Genomic DNA, 16,747 nt, shown 5'->3' on the forward strand with positions numbered 1-16,747 from the left:
ACAGGGTGGCGCTATTCGAGTCGACGCTCTTCTTGCGCCTCTTCGCGCTCCTTCTCTCGGTCGCGCCGCTCCTGCTCCTTCTGAATAGCTTCTTCTTCGGGCGTCTTGTTGGTCATGGCGCGCTCCTCAGTGAGATTGTTCCTCGAGGCTACCGCGTGAGAGCGCTGACGCGGGCGCTAGCGAAGCCACGCCCCATGGATTGTCGCAGTCACGTTCACAAGGGGCGACGAGCCGCAAGTGAGAACGTGAGCGGCAAGCGCTCCGCGCCCCCGGGCAATTCGAAGCCGTGATGTGTTGGAACCATCGAAGGGAGCGCCTTCCAGGGGATCACCGCGTGCTCCTGAAATGACAGCAGCTCGAGGCCAACCGAAAGGAGCGGCTGGATGATCTCCGAGAGCGAGTGCGGCCACTCGTAGGTGGTGACATTGTTCAGCTGCACGGCGTCGTCCGCATACGTCGTTCCCTCATCGAAGCGCAGCGGACCATGCCCACTGAAATACGGCGAAGTCAGGACGAGCTGACCATCGGTTCGTTCGTCGTCGACGGAATAGAGCATCGGATGCCCGTCGCGAATGAAGAACAGGCCGCCTGGTTTCAACAGTCGGAACACGGTTGTCGCCCATTTTTCGAGATCTGCCAACCAGGTGATGGCGCCGATTCCCGTGTAGACCACGTCAAAGCGACTGTTCGCGTAGTCGGCGGCGTCGTCGACTGTGGCCTCGATGAACGTCGCATCGAGTCCCGCATTGTCGGCGAGCTTTCGTGCGGCAGAGATCGCCTTGCTCGAGAAATCGATTCCGGTGACATCTGCTCCCAGTCGCGCCCAACTGAGGGTGTCGGTACCGATGTGGCATTGGAGATGGACAAGGCGCAGCCCTTCAACTGATTCGTGCGGCAAATAAGGGGCCATGAGCTCATAATCGGTTCGGACGACATCCGACAGTGCTGCTGGATCGGCCGTGAAGTTGTCGGTGCCGTACGCGATCAGGTGCGGGGCGACCCGCTCATCCCAGTTGGCGCGGTTGGCCTCCGTGAAATCGTCACCTGACATTGTCCAGTCCTCAATGCTGACCGACGAACGCGAGGCAGCCAACCAGCCTCCCAGACCATCCGATTCTTGTCCATCTCCATCATCGAAATGGCTCGGAATGCTAGTGGGTCGGCTCACAGGGTTTCGAGGCTCTGGGCGCAATCGGCCGAAAGTCCGAAGGCTTACTTGTTGACGGCGTACACATTTGTGCCATACTTCAGTGAGCTACCGACGGGAGAACTGGACAATGGCTGTGGAAGCGAAGATCGCACAGGATATCGATGCCACGTTTACTGCAACGATGACGACGGATTCGGAGGTAAGCGGGTGGACAGTCGTGGTGATGCCGGGCTCTGGTGAATACTTCGGAACGAGGCGGCCGGTGAAGGTGGCTGGAACGATCGACGCACATCCGTTCAGCGCCACGTTCCTTCCGTCAGGCGACGGCACCCACATGCTTCCCATCAAGGCCGCCGTACGAAAGCTGATCGGCAAGGAGGCCGGTGCTGAAGTGACTGTGCATCTGCAACAGCGGTTCAGCTGAAGTGCGCGATTTCGAGACAGAGCCGGCGCTCGCTCCTGGGTCAGTGAAGAGGAGAATGCCGTCGGTTGAGGAACGGGTCTCGACACGCTCGACCAGCGAAGAACCGTTTCCCATCACTCGCTAGCGGTTTACGTGGTGGCGCGTTGCCCAATAGGCCGCGCCGACGATGGGTGCGTCATCGATCAGCTTCGCCTGCAGCACCGGCAACTGTGCGAGCCGACCGTCGTGCATGACCAGACCCCGGCGCAGGGCAGGTTCGATGAGATCCCACGACCGGGACATCGACCCGCCGATCACCAGCGCGTCGGCTTCAAAACGGAGTACCACGCCCGCGAGCGCATCTCCCAGCCGTCGAAAAGTCTCGGCGAGCACCTCTCCTGCGACCAGGTCACCGCTGCGAGCAAAGGAGGCGATCTCCCGGACATCCGGAATCTCGGCATCCGTCACACCCGCTCTCACCGCATAAGCCGACCTGATCGCCCGCCTCGACACGGTCTCTTCCAGTGGAGCGCCGTCGTACTCGATCACGTGCACCATGCCGTCCTTCGGAATCCTCGCACCCTCGGTCACGGCCTCACCATCGATCAGGAACGCAGACCCGACTCCCGTGCCGAGCGTGATGCACACGAGCCGCTCGAAGCCCCGACCCGCACCGACCGCGTACTCGCCGATACCGTACGCATCCCCGTCGTTGACGAAATGCACATATATCGGCGCAGGCTCGATGAGTTTTGTCAGCGCCGCCCGCAGATCGACGCCTCGCAAGCCATCGAACTTGCCGACGTTCTCGAACTGCCCGACTCCCGCCTCGTAGTCGAATGGGCTGGGAATCGCCACCACCCATTCCGACGGTGAAAGCGACGGGAGAGAACGGATGGCGCGGCCGACGTCGTCGAGGATCTCCTCGGCCGACCCATGGGAACGGATCGTCGTACGGTAAACGGTGCCCTCGCGGATGCGCGGTCCAGATCCGTCGACGAGCGCGGCGGTCACATGTGTGCCACCGATCTCGAGAACGGGCACCAACCCATCCGATCGCGTCTGTGAGGTGCCAACAAGTGCGGGTGCAGAGCTCGCCGCACTAGCCTTTGTTGGCACCTCAGTGGTTCGCGCGCGGGCTTTCACTGGCTCGCTCAGCTTTTGACCGAACCGCTCATGAGCCCGCCGATGAAGTACTTGCCCAGGATGATGTAGACGAGCAGCGTCGGCAGCGACGCGATGAGAGCGCCGGCCATGGCCGCGCCGTAGTTGGCCAGTTGCGCGCCCTGCGCGAGGTTGTTCAGCGCCAGCGAAACCGGCCCACCCGCAGTGTCGGAGAGGAACAGCGCGAAGAGGTAGTCGTTCCAGGCCGAGGTGAACTGCCAGATGATCGTCACCACGAAGCCGGGCAACGACAGCGGAAGCACGATCGAGGCGAAAGTGCGCAGCATGCCTGCGCCGTCGACGCGGGATGCCTCCATCAGCTCTGCCGGGATGCTCACGTAGTAGTTGCGGAAAATGAGGGTACAGATCGGAAGCCCGTAGATGATGTGCACGATCAGCAGCGTCGAGATGTCGCTCGGCAGGCCGAACGAGGTCTTCATCTGCACCAGGGGGGTCATGATCGCCTGGTAGGGAATGAACATTCCGAACAGGATGAAGGTGAACACCAGGTCCGCGTGCGGGAAGCGCCACCTGGAGAGCACAAATCCGTTCATCGAACCGAGGAAGCTGGAGATCAGCGCCGCGGGGATCGCGAGGAGGAACGTACGCCCCAGCGCAGGTGACAGAGCGGTCCAGGCCGTGGTCCAGTTGTCGAATCCGGTCGGACCTCCTTCGGCCACCGGTTCCCACGGCCAGCGAGTGGGCCAGCCCCAGGATGTCGCTGGGTTGACGTCGGCCGGCGGCTTCAGACTGGTGACGAAGAGCACGTAGACCGGCATCATCACGACGATGACGAACAGGATCAGCAGCGCGTACTTCCCGGTGCGACCGATGCGCCCCCTGCGGGTCTGGCCGACCCTGGGCTGCCTGCTCGGACGCTTCGACAGGCCGCCGTCCAGTCCCGCATTCTGGCGGGGTTCGAGGCCGGGTTCGATGGTGGTGGTCATCGGTTGCTCTTCTCTGCCCTGGCCGTGTGGATGAGATAGGGGACGATCAACACCGACGCGAGGATCAACAGCACCGTGGCGATCGCGGCGGACTTCGCGTAGTCGTTCGACGTGAGCGTGACCCACATGTACGTCGCAGGGACCTCCGTCTGGTAGATCGATTTGGTGATGGCCATGATCAGGTCGAAGACCTTCAGCGACATGTGGCTGACGATGATCAGCGCCGACAGGGCGACCGGGCTCAGCTGCGGGAAGATCACGTGCCGGTAGAGCTTCCACTCACTGGCGCCGTCCATGCGGGCCGCTTCGCGGAGTTCCTCCGGGATGCCGCGGAACCCGGCCAGAAACAACGCCATGATGTAACCGGAGAGCTGCCAGATCGCCGGCATCGCGATCGCTGCCATGCCCCAGATCGGCTCGTTCCACCAGGAGTTCTGCAGGAAACCGAGGCCGAGCGACTCGAAGATGCGGTTCAGTCCAGACGCGCGGTCGCCCTCTGCGCTGTTCAGCAACCAGCGCCACACGACACCGGATGCCACGAACGAGATCGCCATCGGGAACAGGTACACCGACCGGAAGATGCCTTCTGCGCCGACTCCCTTGTCGAGCATCCAGGCCCAGATGAATCCGAACACCATCGTTCCGGCGATGAACACGACCGTGAAGACAGCCAGGTTCATCAGCGAGTGCAGGAACCGGTCCTCGGTGAGCAGCTGGATGTAGTTGTCAATCCCGACGAACTCCGTCGCGGGGACCAGAGAATGCCGGTTCGTCATCGACACCTGAATGTTCACCGCGATCAGCCCATAGACGAAGATGCCCAGGATGATGATCGTCGGAGAAATCAGAAGGAGCGGCGGGCCCCAGTTCCTTACTCCCTTGCGCACTGCACTACCTTCTCACTCGGGTGTGTGGCCGGTCAGCCGTGGTGGGCGAAGCGTGTGCTCCACCCACCACGAGTGATATGCGGACGTGAAATGAGCCGACTGTTAGCCCTGCGCCTTGTCGGACGCCGCGACGAGTGCCTTGATCAGCGAATCAGAATCCTTGTCAGAGCCGAACTTGCCGACGGCAGAGGAGATGTCTGCCGACCACGCGATCGGGGCAGCGGCGCCGTGTGCGAGCGAGCTCACCACGGTGTCGTTGGCGAACGATGAGATGGCGGTCTGCTGGTACGCGGGGTACTCGCTTGCGTCCGTGTCCGTGCGCGCCGGGATCGAGCCTTTCGCCAGGTTGAATGCCTTCTGGCCTTCGGCCGAGCTGATGGTGGTCAGCCAGTCCTTGGCCGCAGCCTCGTGCGGAGCCCCGACGGGGAGGGTGAACGAGTCGGCGAGGAAGTCGAAGACGCCCTCAGTGCCCGGCACCGGCCAGGTGGTGTAATCGGTGTCATAGGTCAGGCCGGCCTGCACGAATGCAGCCTCTGCCCAGTCACCCATCACGTTGTAGCCGGCATTGCCGTCAATCAGGATCTGCGTTGCCGCATCCCAGTCCAGACCGGTGTAGTCACTGTTCACAAAGCCCAGCAACTGCGAGTAGTGGTCGACCGCGGTCTTCACGCCGTCGCTGTCCCACTTGGTGGTTCCGTCCCAGAGTCCGGAATATCCCTCAGCACCGAGGTCGGACAGGAGAACCGTCTCCAACAGTTGCATCTGGGTCCACTCCGTGCCGAGTGCCAGTGGCGACTCCACCCCGGAGTCCTTCAGCTTCTGCAGGTCGGCGATCCACGCATCCATGTCGGCGGGTGCCTTCGTTGGGTCGATGCCGGCTTTGTCGAGCACCGAGCTGTTCACCCAGGTGACGTTGGCACGGTGGATGTTGCTTGGCACCGAGTAGATCTTGCCGTCAACAGTGAGGCGCTCGATCAAGCTCTCGGGGAAGACATCCGTCAACCCGTTCTCGTCGTAGAAGGCGCTCAGGTCCTGCAGCTGGTCGGCTGCGATGTAGTCCGAAAGCTCTGCACCCGCGTGCGCCTGGAAGGTATCAGGCGGGTTGTCCGCCTCGAGGCGGGATGCGAGCGCGGCCTTTGCGTTGGAGCCGGCGCCACCGGCCACGGCCGCGTTGACGAACTCGATGTCTGGGTACTGCTCGGCGAAGACTTCGACGAGAGCGTCCAGACCGACCTTCTCAGAACCCGACGCCCACCAGGTGAATACTTCGACCTGATTCTCGTCTCCAGAGTCGGACGTCGATTCGGAACCCGCGTTTCCGCCCGCGCAACCGGCGAGGGCGACGCTGACGGCGACAGCGCCGACCAGCAGTGACATTCTCTTGCGCATAAGTATTCCTCCATTAGAACTCTGCTGCGTGGCCGGACGATTACCGGTCTCAGAACATTCAACTCTGAAAACGTTGCCAAACGCAAGCCCACACGCTAGATTTTTCATACTTCAGTGGTCATCGAGCGGATTCTGCGCCCTGGAACACCTGCCTTTCCGCGGAACTTCAACGGGTCGCTGCGCGAGTTTGGGCGCAACGATTTGGTAACGTATTCACGACTCGTTTCATACCAACGCATCGGAGGGTCGAATGGGCCACGACAAAGCTGAGCCTGCGGACCGCTCGTCGCCCGTGAACGCTGGGCGACCACCGTCACGGCCGACCATGAACGATGTCGCGGCGCGCGCCGGCGTGGGCCTCTCAACGGTGTCACGTGTTGTCAGCGGAGACACCCGCGTCAGCGAAGCCAGGTCTGCGTTGGTGAGACAGGCCATCCGAGAACTCGGATTCCGCCGCAACGACTCCGCCCGGCAATTGCGCAGGGGCGCCACGGAGAGCATCGGACTGGTGATCGAAGACGTGGTTGACCCATTTTTCTCCCACCTCGCCCAGGCCGTCGAGGAAGTCGCTTTCGCACGGAACTCGCTACTCCTGACCTCATCGTCCACGCGTGACGCCCAACGAACCAGGCGGATCGTTCTGGAGTTTTGTGCGCGCCGCGTCGACGGGTTGATCATCACACCGTCTGAGTCGGACGAGGCCGAGTATTTGCGCGAGGAGCTTGATGCCGGCGTTCCCATGGTGTTCGTTGACCGACCACCGCCCGGCGGGATCGATGCCGATTCTGTGCTCACCGACGATTTCGGCGGAGCGCGTTCCGGCGTTGAGCACCTCATCGCGCACGGGCACCGTCGAATCGCCTGTTTTTCTGACCGTGATTCCCTCTACTCGGCTTCCGAACGCGTGCGCGGCTACCGACATGCCCTCGAAGTAGCCGGCATCACCGTCGATCCGACGCTGATTCATTCGGCCACTCCAGAGTCCGAGGGTTTCGCGCGCGCACTCGCACGAATGTTGGCGGGTGCCGAGCCGCCGACCGCGGTCTTCGCGGCAAACAACCGTTCGACGATCGTTCTGCTCAGGGAGCTCGTCAGGCACGAGATGCGCCCGGCGCTGGTCGGCTTCGACGACTTCGAATTAGCGGATGCGATGTCACCGGGGGTCACAGTGGTGGCACAATTTCCTGGCGAGATCGGCCGCATCGCCGCAGAGCAGTTGTTCCGTCGAATCGACGGTGCGCGAGGTCCCTCTCACCTGACCTCGCTGAGAACCCGGCTCATCGTTCGGGGCTCAGGGGAAGTGCCACCGGCCACTTAGTATCGCCTCGTATTGCCACTCGCCCCGGGATCCATTCCATCGGATCCCGGGGCGTTTCCCTCCCTTGTCAGGCCCGGCGGCGCCGGCGACCGATCACCATCAAACCGGCGAGCACCATGACTGCCGCGAGGCCGCCGACGAGCCAGAGCACTGGGCCATCGACCCCGGTGTGTGACAGGTTGGCGATCGCAGACGGGTCGGTGGGGCCTGTTGTCCCGCCGCTTCCGTCGCCCGGTGTGACCGGAGGCAGAACATCGAATGGAAGTTCGACCGGCTGGGCTGACACATCGCCGGTGACGATGATGGAATGCTCTCCGACCGAGGCATCCGCCGGCACGGCGAAGGTGAACTCGACTGCGCCGTGTAGGTCGGCCTCGAGGGTTCCGACAGTCACCGGATCCGAGTGGAATACGACCTCAACTGACTCGCCAGGAGCCAGGCCATGGCCGGTGACCGTCACCAGATCGCCTGGGCGGCCGGACTGTGCGTTCGCCCTGACCTCTGGATCGTAGACGGGATCGACAACAGGAGGAACGACGAGTACTGTCGCGGTGGCCGGCATCTTCGATTTGGCCCCTGTGGCTACGACGGAATACAGAGCCGGATCGACGTCTGGCGGCATGATGAGGTTGGTCTCGATCTCACCGGAGTCGTTGGCGGTCACGGTAGTGGTCACCAGAATCGGAGTATGCAGGTCGACCACGACCTCTTCTCCCGCGGCGAAACCGGAACCGGCGACACCGAACTCGTCGCCCGCGAGAATCCCGTCGTCTGGCGACACCGTGAGGGTCGTCGTGTAGACCGGTGCAGGCGAGACGGTTGCCGTGAGCGCGAGCTGCACCGTCGCGGATGCGTTCGCGATGGTCACGGACACCGGATAGGTCCCCGCCTCTGAATAGACGTGGGTGCCGTTGATCAGAAGCTCCCCCGTTTCCCCTTCGGCGACAACCGCATCTTCGGTCACAGTCGCGTCACCCCACTGCACGCGGGCCTGTGGGGCCGCACCCGCGGCATCCGTTCTCGCGACACTCGCAAGCGTTGCCGACACGGATTCGCCCGCGATCGACTCGATGTCGTCGCCCACGGCCGCCTCGAACGTGAGGTCGGGGTTCACGCCGTCACTCGCGATGGCAAAGACGTGAACCCGCCCGGTGGCGCCAGGGTCGCCTTCCTGCACGGGGAGGGTGATGCTCTCGACTTCCAGACCCTCAGGGATCAGGTAGGGGACCGTGGAGAAGAAGTATGACGCTGTGTTCTGTGCGGCCCCACCGCTCAGCCGATAACTCGACTGCACAACCTCGATGTTCCCGTACGGAGCGGTCGCACCGGAGTTGCCGCCCTTGGTCCAGTCGGAGAACTGGAGCGGAGTGACCGCTGAGGTGCCGTCTGTGAAGTTCACAGTGGCCGCCTCGTCCTGACCCCGTTCTGTCGCTGCACCGATGAACGAGAGCTGCGTCGCAGTGTCACCGAAGCCGACCGAGATGGTCTGACCGTTGCCGGTGGCATTGTCGGGTTCGCCTGCGGGAATCACCGGAAGCGTGAACGTCAGGTCGGTGCCTGGGACGTCGTGTTCTACCCCTGCTTCGAGGCCGCCGGCCGCCAGACCTGCGCGCGGGAACGAGTAGCCCTTCGCGTCACAGTTCGCGCCGACGCCGTCGTCACCGATGCAGACGCTGTCGTACGCGGCACGGATGCCAGTCGGATCGACATAGTCGACCGTGAAGATCACAGGAGCGGCAGCGATCGACGTGCCGTCGCCGACGGTGACGGTGACGGTCGCGCGATACACACCGGTCTTCTCGAAGGTGTGAGTGGCCGAGACAGCGAAGTTGCCGACTTTTGGCGCGCTGACGACAGCATCCGTTGCGGCGCTTCCGTCACCCCAGTCGATCGAAGCCGTGTAGCCGGTCTCGTCTTCTGCCAGCCCTCCGGAGAGGATGCCGAGCGCGAACGATGATTCGACGCCGGCGGTCGCCGTGAGCCCGGATGCCGGGCCGAAGGCGAGTTCATTGGCTTCGGAGCCTTCTCCGTTCGTCAGCAGCTCCACCTCGGAGAGTGCCACAGAAGCGTCACCAGCCGTCACCGAAAGTCGGAATTGCTGGAAGGCAGTTGGGTTTTGGATTTGGAACGGTTTGAGCTGGTTTCGATTCGCAAAACTCTGGTCGGTTCGTTCATCCACCGTCGACCAGGTTGTGCCGTCATTGCTTCCCTCGAGGATCCATGCCGACGGGTCGGCCTGGGATGCGCTTGCCGTGAGCGTGTAGTACGTGGGCCTCTGCTTCGCTCCCGTGTAGAGGAAGGTGACAGAGGGTGTCGCGTTCGCAAACGTCACCTGGGTGGCGACGGTGTTGTCCACAATGGCGCTGACGTTCTCGCCCCCCGCACTTGTCACAGAGGAGATGGACGCATCTGTCGTGTCGACACGCGGGTTGGCAAGTGCATCACCGTCGGTCAGCGACGGCAGGCCGCTCTCGCTCCCCGTGCCCCAGTCGGAGGGCTCAGCTCCCATCGTGAAGTCGAGCGTCGCACCGGCGAGCAGAATGTTCGCGTCGATGGATGCACTCGCGTGATCTTCCCCGTTCACCGCGAGTGACTGCACGTAGACGTTGTCAGAGCTGTTCTCGGGCGCGTTGATGACAAGCGACTTGCCGCCTTCGAGCTTCACGGTCGCCTTGGTGAAAAGTGGCGAACCCAGGACGAGCTGTGTGGAGCCCGCCTGCATCGGGTAGAAGCCGAGTGCGTTGAAGATGTACCACGCCGACATCTCTCCGTTGTCTTCGTCACCGGCGTAGCCCTGGCCGATATCCGACCCGCCGTAGGAGCGCTGGAGCACTTCGCGTGTGATCGCCTGTGCTTTTGACGGCGCCCCGGCCGCGTTGTACATGAACGGGATGTGGTGGCTGACCTGGTTGCTGACGCCCCACTGGCCATAGCGGCCGTCTCGGGCCTCGACCATTTCGTGGATCGTTCCGAGTGTGGTCTCCGGGGTGGCGAAGAAGGTGTCGAGCTTGTCTTCCAGCCCCTGCTGGCCGCCATAGAGGTTGGCGAGGCCGTTCGGGTCTTGCGGGGCGCTGAATGCGAAGTTCCAGCCGTTGGTCTCGGTGTACGGACCCCACCAGTTGAGTGGGTTGTACTGGTCGGCAGGGACCGCAAAGGTTCCATCGGCGTTTCGCGCCTGAAGGAATCCGATCTCGGGGTCGAACATGTTGACATAGTTTTTCGACCGGTCGAGGTAGTACTCCGACTCCTCGAGGAGTTCAGCGCGGCGTTCCTCAGGGACGGTCGGATCGACGGCGAGCTCAGCTGCCATGTTTCCGATTCCGAAGTCGTTGATGTAACCCTCGACCGCCCAGGAGACACTCTCGCCCTGCGACGCCGGGGTATAGCCGAGGTAACTGGCGGTGCCCAGGCTCTTACGACCGACGCTGTCGTTCGCCGACGGCGTTGTGGCGTTCTTGATCGCCGCGTCGTAGGTGGTGAGCGGATCAGGAAGGTCGACACCACGCAAATAGGTATCGGCGAATGAGACGTCTGAACTCGTGCCGGTCATGATGTTCGCGTACCCGGGTGACGACCAGCGCGCGATCCAGCCACCGTCACGATACTGATCGGTGAAGCCGTCAACGAGCTCGGCCGCAACCTCGGGATAGAGCATCGCGTAGGCCGGCCAGACCGTGCGGTACGTGTCCCAGAAGCCGTTGTTCACGTACATCTTTCCGGTCGTGACCTTCGCACCTGTTTCGGTTGCTGTGCTGGAGCCGACGGGAGTCGCCACCGGGCTGGCGTACTTGTAGTCGGGAGCCGCGGCGGTGCCGGTGTTCTCGAATTGTGCGTTCGGGTAGACGTTCAGGCGGTAGAGGTTGCCGTAGAGCGTCTTCATCTCGGTCTCGGATGCCCCCTCGACCTCGATGACACTGAGCCGGTCGTTCCACTCGGCCTTCGCGAGGTCCCGAACGTGCTGGAACGACTTCGAGCCCACCTCGAGGGCGAGGTTCTTCGCTGCCTGGTCGAGGCTGATCAGCGAGGTCGCCATCCGCAGCGTGACCACGTCATTCGTTGTCGTATCAAACGTGGCGAACTTCGTCAGGGCGCGCCCTCCGGCGGCCAGCCCAGTAGCGGTGGGCGAAGAGTCGAAGGTGCCGGAGACGAACATGCGGCTGTGGCCAGATCCGTTCCCCTTGTCGATCCAGCCGGAGACTGCTCCCGATTCCTGGTCGATCGTGAAGTCGCCGTCGCCGGTCGGGGCGTCGAGAACCACGCTTCCGGCCTCTCCCGTAAAGGTGAACTGCATGATGAAGCCGCGGTTGGTCGGTGTCATCTCCGCCATGGCGCCGTTGTCGAGCGTCACGCCGTAGTAGTCAGGCTGGGCTGTCTCGTTGTCGTGGCTGAAGGTGGCCGCCCTCGTGTGGGAATTGCCGCTTGGCGCGTCGTCGCCGGCCACTGGCATGACAGAGAACTGGTTGCGGTCACCCATCCACGGGCTCGGTTCGTGAGAGATGCCCAACCCCTCGAATCGGGTCTGGTTCTGGTCGTTGTTGTCTTGTTGGTAGGAGTATTCGCGTGACCTGGCGGTTGCATTCGTTACCGGAACCAGAAAGTTGAAGGCGTTCGGGATGGCCGTGATCGGCTCGTTCGAGCCTCGGGAGAAGGCAGAGGAGGAGTTCGTTCCGCGGCGCGTGTCGACGTAGTTCGTGAGACTCGACCCGTCGATCATGGCGGGGTGCGCTTCAATCGACACGTCGTCGACCCAGCCCTGGAAGGCGGTTGCTTCGCTCCCTTCGGCGTTGTCGTAGGAGAACAGGATGCCGTCGATCGTCTTACCCGTGGCGGCCGCGCCGACGTCGACCTGCACGTTGTTCCACTGGTTCGGGTAGAGGATCTTGCCGGCGCCCTGGCCACGCGCGGTGGCGGAGATGCCGTAGGAGTCGAGGGGCTCGAGGTCCGAGAGGATCGTGCCGTCGGTGAAGTGCAGGTCCACTGCCGAATATGTCGACGGGTACTGAAGGTCGTCTGCGGTGAGCTCGGGGAACACGTTGTACGAGAGCCAGGTCGAATCGATGACCGGAATGTTCACGTCGAACAGGCGATTGGTGCCGAGTCCTTCTCCATCTGCGGTGTGTTCCCCGGTGTAGCGGAGTGCGTGGGTGCCGGTGAAACCGACTCTGGCCTTCATGTTGTAGCCGGATGTCGGTCCTGAACCGATCGAGGTGGTGATCGGTGGCTGGCTGTCGCCACCGCCTTCGTTCCAGAGCATGTCCCAATCGGCGAGCTGGATGATGTTCTTCGAGTGGTTCGCTGTGATGTCGAGCCGGTAGTACGAGTAGGTTCCCGGCGTTGTGATCGAGAAGGACTTCTGCACGCCACGGTCGGCGTCAGCCCAGGTCTGGTCGGTCTGGGAGTCGAGGGGAGTCCAGGTGCTGCCGTCGTTCGAACCGAGCACCGTCCAGTTCTTCGGATCGCGTTCTGGGGCATCGCCGCCGGACGTCAGGGTGTAGCTGACCACCGTCTGGCTCTGTGAGAGTTGGTACTGCAACCAGGCCTTCGACGTGAAGACGAGCCATTTGGAGCGCGCGTTGCCGTCAGCCGCGTAGATGGCGGCCTCCCCAGGGGCGTTCTCGCCGCTTGCCGTGACATTGGCGACGTTCGGAAGAACGCTGCCGGACACCTCTCCCCGCACATTCTGCTGCACCGGGACGCCGTCGATCAGTTCGACGCGGCTCGAGTACGGTTTGGCCGCATCCGTGGGTTCGAAAGAGGTGGTGAAGTCTGTCGGTTCCGCTGCGTGCGCCGCGGTCGCACCTGCGAGCGGGGTGAGGAATCCGAGAACCAGTGCGGCAGCCAGCACCAAGGAGCCGGGTCGTCGGAAGGTGGCGGTGGAGACGAATGCAGAACGGCGAGGAAGGTGAGGGGCCGACATGCGAGCCTTTCGACGGTGAAACGGCAGGGAAATGAGTGCGAACGGAAACACACAAGTGCTCGGTCGCTTCGCTCTTGTGAATCCTGTCCGAGTGGAACAGAAATGTCAACGTTGTCTTTTGGATGCGGCGGTCAGACACCTGTATTTTCGGGGAATCGGATGCATCTGAAGGCGCGCAAATGAAAGCTGTGACCGATTTTCATGACAACGCTTCCATTCGCCTGGTCGGCCCCAGTGCGAGCGCCAGATAGGAGGACGGGTCGCAAGGTTGTGGCGACGAACGGACGAAGTTCGCTAGAGTCAAATTTGGCGCGCTTACCCCGCGCCCTGATTACCCGCGAAACCTGCGATTACCCTGTCGCCCTCGCGGAGACCGAATACCCGCCCTGTAACCCGAAATGCAGGAACATCACGTGAAAACGTCACAGAACCGACGGCGCATCTGCCGATCATCCCGACCCGGCCCGTCCAACGCCGGCTCGTTCTACTGGCCCCTCCGGCCACCACGTGGCGCAGCGCGCCGACTCACACCTACAGCGTAGGCAACCGAGCGACGGGTCTTTCCTGACTCCGCCGGCCGCTCGGCCCGCCCTGGAGACCCCTCGCTCAGCCCACCTGGCTGATTTTTCGGTGCCGCGACCTAGCGCAGCGTCGAGAACGCTCATGCCGGAAGTTCCGGCAGAGCACCCGAGGAGAAATTAGTGAATACCCGAACGAGATTGGCGGCCGGCTTCACCGCGGCCATTTTGATGGCGGGGGGCCTTGCCCTGGCCGCCGCCGCACCGGCGAGCGCCCACACGCCGGAGGTCAGCTCCACGTGCGAGACCCTGAGCGTCAAGCTCACCGCCTACGAAGGCTCCGGTAACTCGACGCCGAACAACGTGACTGTCACCATCGACGGGGAGGAAGTGGATAACGTCGATTTCGGTCAGTCGTTCCAGAAAACCTACGACTTCGACGACAAGTATGAAGCGCACAGTTACATCGTGAAGATCGACGCCAAGGGGTACGACAGGACCTTTGAGAACAGCAGCGTCCCCTGCGAAGCGCCCCCACTCACGAAGGATGCCACCGCCGAACTGACGGTCACGCCCCCGACGTGTGAGGTCCCGGCGAAGCTCGTGCTGGGCACGACGAAGCACGCCACCTGGGGTACCCCGTCGGCAACGGACGGCCCGGCCGCTTACGCGGTGACCGCCACCGCGAAGAAGGGTCACCTCTTTGCCTCCGGCGACGCCACTCAGGTCTTCACGGGTGATCTCGCCGGCGTCCTGGACCCGAACGAAGCGCCCTGCTACGTTCCGCCCGTCATCCCGAACGAACCGGATCCGATCGTCACGTCGGTCGACAAGGAGACCGTCGACTGCACGAGCAAGACGGTGACCACCGTCACCACGACCACCACCACCGATTGGGTCTATGACGAGGAGACCAACACCTGGGTCAAGGCCGAACCGGTCATCACCACGGCATCCGTCACCCGTGATGCCACGGCTACCGAATGCCCGATCGTCGTTCCACCGGTCACCCCGGTGACCCCGGCCGCCGCCTCGGAGAAGCTCGCCTCCACCGGGTTCGACTCCGGCTGGCTGCTGCCACTCGCGGCGCTGCTTCTGGTCGCCGGAGTAGCCCTGCCCGCCCTGCGCAGACTGCGTCACCAGTAACGCACGATTTGCTCAGCAGGAAGCGGCCCCGCAGTCACCGACTGCGGGGCCGCTTTGTGATTCAAGGTCAGCCTAAAATGCCCCCTATATAGGTGACAGCGAAACGTCTGCATCGGGCGTATCGTCAGCACGTGGATAGTTGAGCATTAGTCAGACAATCCACACCGGCTTTGCCTTTGCGTTCCTCCCTAGGCTCCTGAATTCAAAGCCGACCGCTGAACCTGTATACCCGAAACACAGGGAAAGACCCGTGTACCCGACACCCCCGCGTCGACTTAATTGTCGACCCTTCATATCCGGCCCCACCCAGGCCGCACAGATGACGCCCCAACCGCCGCTGGGTCCTTCCTCCGCGCCGGACGTGATCGCACCATGACCGATCCGAAGCCCCGGCTCCCCCTCATCGGCGGGGTTCCGCTCGGTCTCCAGCCGGACTCCCGCCCGATCGATGCCTCTGCCCCCCTGCCCATCGACACCCATCCTTCAGGGCTGCGATGGGCGAGGCGGTATCGCACCAGGCTGCGAGTGACCGATATCTGCATCGTCATCGCTGCCGTGCTTTTGGCTCTCTTCGTGCGCTTCGGCGCCCTGCATATCCCGGCATCCGTCGGAGCACTCCAACCCAGGTACTGGGCGGTCTCGGCTCTGATCGTGATCACCTGGGTCCTCGCGCTCGCAGCGTTCCACACCCGGGACTCCCGCGTGGTCGGCGTCGGTGCAACCGAGTACAAACAGGTTGTCACTGCCAGCATGGTGGCCTTCGGGCTGCTGGCGATCACCTTTCTCGCACTCCAGGTCGACATCATTCGCGGTCACTTCGTCCTCGCGCTTCCGCTCGGCATCGCCGGCCTCGTTCTCTCGCGCTGGTTGTGGCGCAAATGGCTCCTCCACCAGCGTGTGTTCGGCCACTACCTGGCCAGAGTGATCGTCGTCGGCGACCGCGACGACGTCGCATACGTGGTGCGGCAGATCGACCTGAAGTCCGGGGCTGCATATGACGTGGTCGGGGCGGCCCTTGAGCCCGGCGACGCCGCCGCAGTTGCCGCATCCGGGCACGTTGTCCCGGTCGTCTCAGACCTTGACCACGTCGCACAGGCAGCGACCTCACTCTCGGTCGACACCGTCATCGTGGCCGGTCAGCCCACGGGCGGCAGCCAGTTCATCCGCAATCTCGGCTGGAACCTGGAGTCGACGTCCGCCGAGTTGGTGCTCTCCAGCCGGCTGACGGATGTCGCGGGGCCCCGGATTCATTTCCGCCCGGTCGAAGGCCTTCCTTTGATCCACGTTGAGATCCCCCACTTCGACGGGGCCAAGCACGTGCTGAAGCGCACACTGGACGTTGGCGCATCCGCTCTTTCGCTTGTTGTACTCGCCCCGGTTTTGATCGCCATCGGTCTTTTCATCAAGCTCGACAGCCCCGGGCCTATGCTCTTCAGCCAGCAACGGTGCGGACGAAACGGTGACTCGTTCCGCATGCTGAAGTTCCGCTCGATGGTGCAGACGGCAGAAGACGACCTGGCCGGTCTCCAGGGCCAGAACCAGGCCTCCGGCCTGCTGTTCAAGATCCGCAATGATCCCCGAGTCACCCGCGTGGGGCGATTCATCCGTAAGTACTCCCTCGACGAACTGCCCCAGCTGTGGAATGTGCTGGTCGGCGAAATGAGCCTGGTCGGGCCGCGTCCCCCTTTGCCCCAGGAAGTCGAGCGCTACGAGAGCCACGTGCGCCGTCGCCTGTACATCAAGCCGGGGCTCACCGGCATGTGGCAGATCAACGGACGTTCCAACCTCAGCTGGGAAGACAGCGTGCGACTCGACCTCTACTACGTGGAGAACTGGTCGCTGACCGGAGACCTGATGATCATCTGGCGAACCTTCAAGACCGTGATCAAGCCGGCAGGGGCGTACTAG

Annotated in this window: 10 protein-coding genes; 4 read left to right on the forward strand and 6 right to left on the reverse strand. The window is 63.0% G+C overall.

All coding sequences use genetic code 11. The annotated features are described in order from the left end of the window. Window positions 1-214: 214 nt before the first annotated feature. Window positions 215-1,051, reverse strand: a complete 837-nt coding sequence (locus tag K323_RS0101015) for a class I SAM-dependent methyltransferase (protein ID WP_022883431.1) — start codon at window positions 1,049-1,051, stop codon at window positions 215-217. A gap of 226 nt (window positions 1,052-1,277) precedes the next feature. Here K323_RS0101015 and K323_RS0101020 point away from each other — a divergent pair, with 226 nt between their 5' ends. Beyond that, complete coding sequence (locus tag K323_RS0101020; RefSeq protein ID WP_022883432.1) at window positions 1,278-1,574, forward strand: DUF1905 domain-containing protein; 297 nt, start codon at window positions 1,278-1,280, stop codon at window positions 1,572-1,574. Window positions 1,575-1,694: 120 nt separating this feature from the next. Here K323_RS0101020 and K323_RS0101025 read toward each other — a convergent pair whose 3' ends face one another. The 4 genes from K323_RS0101025 to K323_RS0101040 form a co-directional block, all read right to left on the reverse strand. Further along, on the reverse strand, window positions 1,695-2,597 hold the full coding sequence (locus K323_RS0101025; protein WP_022883433.1) for an ROK family protein: 903 nt from the start codon (window positions 2,595-2,597) through the stop codon (window positions 1,695-1,697). Window positions 2,598-2,707: 110 nt separating this feature from the next. Next, on the reverse strand, window positions 2,708-3,664 hold the full coding sequence (locus K323_RS0101030) for a carbohydrate ABC transporter permease (protein ID WP_022883434.1): 957 nt from the start codon (window positions 3,662-3,664) through the stop codon (window positions 2,708-2,710). Continuing rightward, window positions 3,661-4,551 (reverse strand): carbohydrate ABC transporter permease, encoded by an 891-nt coding sequence (locus tag K323_RS0101035; protein WP_022883435.1) that lies wholly within the window; start codon window positions 4,549-4,551, stop codon window positions 3,661-3,663. Before K323_RS0101035 ends, K323_RS0101030 begins: the two co-directional genes overlap by 4 nt. A gap of 102 nt (window positions 4,552-4,653) precedes the next feature. Then, window positions 4,654-5,940, reverse strand: a complete 1,287-nt coding sequence (locus K323_RS0101040; RefSeq protein ID WP_022883436.1) for an ABC transporter substrate-binding protein — start codon at window positions 5,938-5,940, stop codon at window positions 4,654-4,656. Window positions 5,941-6,265: 325 nt separating this feature from the next. On the opposite strand from K323_RS0101040, the gene K323_RS0101045 reads away from it, so the two are divergent. Further along, window positions 6,266-7,258 carry a LacI family DNA-binding transcriptional regulator gene (locus K323_RS0101045; RefSeq protein WP_211219806.1) on the forward strand — a complete coding sequence of 331 codons (993 nt, stop codon included), beginning with the start codon at window positions 6,266-6,268 and terminating at the stop codon, window positions 7,256-7,258. 67 nt (window positions 7,259-7,325) lie between these two features. Here K323_RS0101045 and K323_RS23515 read toward each other — a convergent pair whose 3' ends face one another. Then, window positions 7,326-13,175, reverse strand: a complete 5,850-nt coding sequence (locus K323_RS23515) for a GH92 family glycosyl hydrolase (RefSeq protein WP_022883438.1) — start codon at window positions 13,173-13,175, stop codon at window positions 7,326-7,328. A 701-nt stretch (window positions 13,176-13,876) separates the two neighbouring features. Between K323_RS23515 and K323_RS28640 the strand changes: the two genes are divergently transcribed. Then, a complete protein-coding gene (locus tag K323_RS28640) occupies window positions 13,877-14,839 on the forward strand; it encodes a hypothetical protein (RefSeq protein WP_157509308.1) in 963 nt (320 codons plus the stop codon). A 372-nt stretch (window positions 14,840-15,211) separates the two neighbouring features. Further along, on the forward strand, window positions 15,212-16,747 hold the full coding sequence (locus K323_RS0101060) for a sugar transferase (protein ID WP_022883440.1): 1,536 nt from the start codon (window positions 15,212-15,214) through the stop codon (window positions 16,745-16,747).

Origin of the sequence: Glaciibacter superstes DSM 21135, from assembly GCF_000421145.1 — a bacterium.
Taxonomy (GTDB): Bacteria; Actinomycetota; Actinomycetes; order Actinomycetales; family Microbacteriaceae; genus Cryobacterium; species Cryobacterium superstes.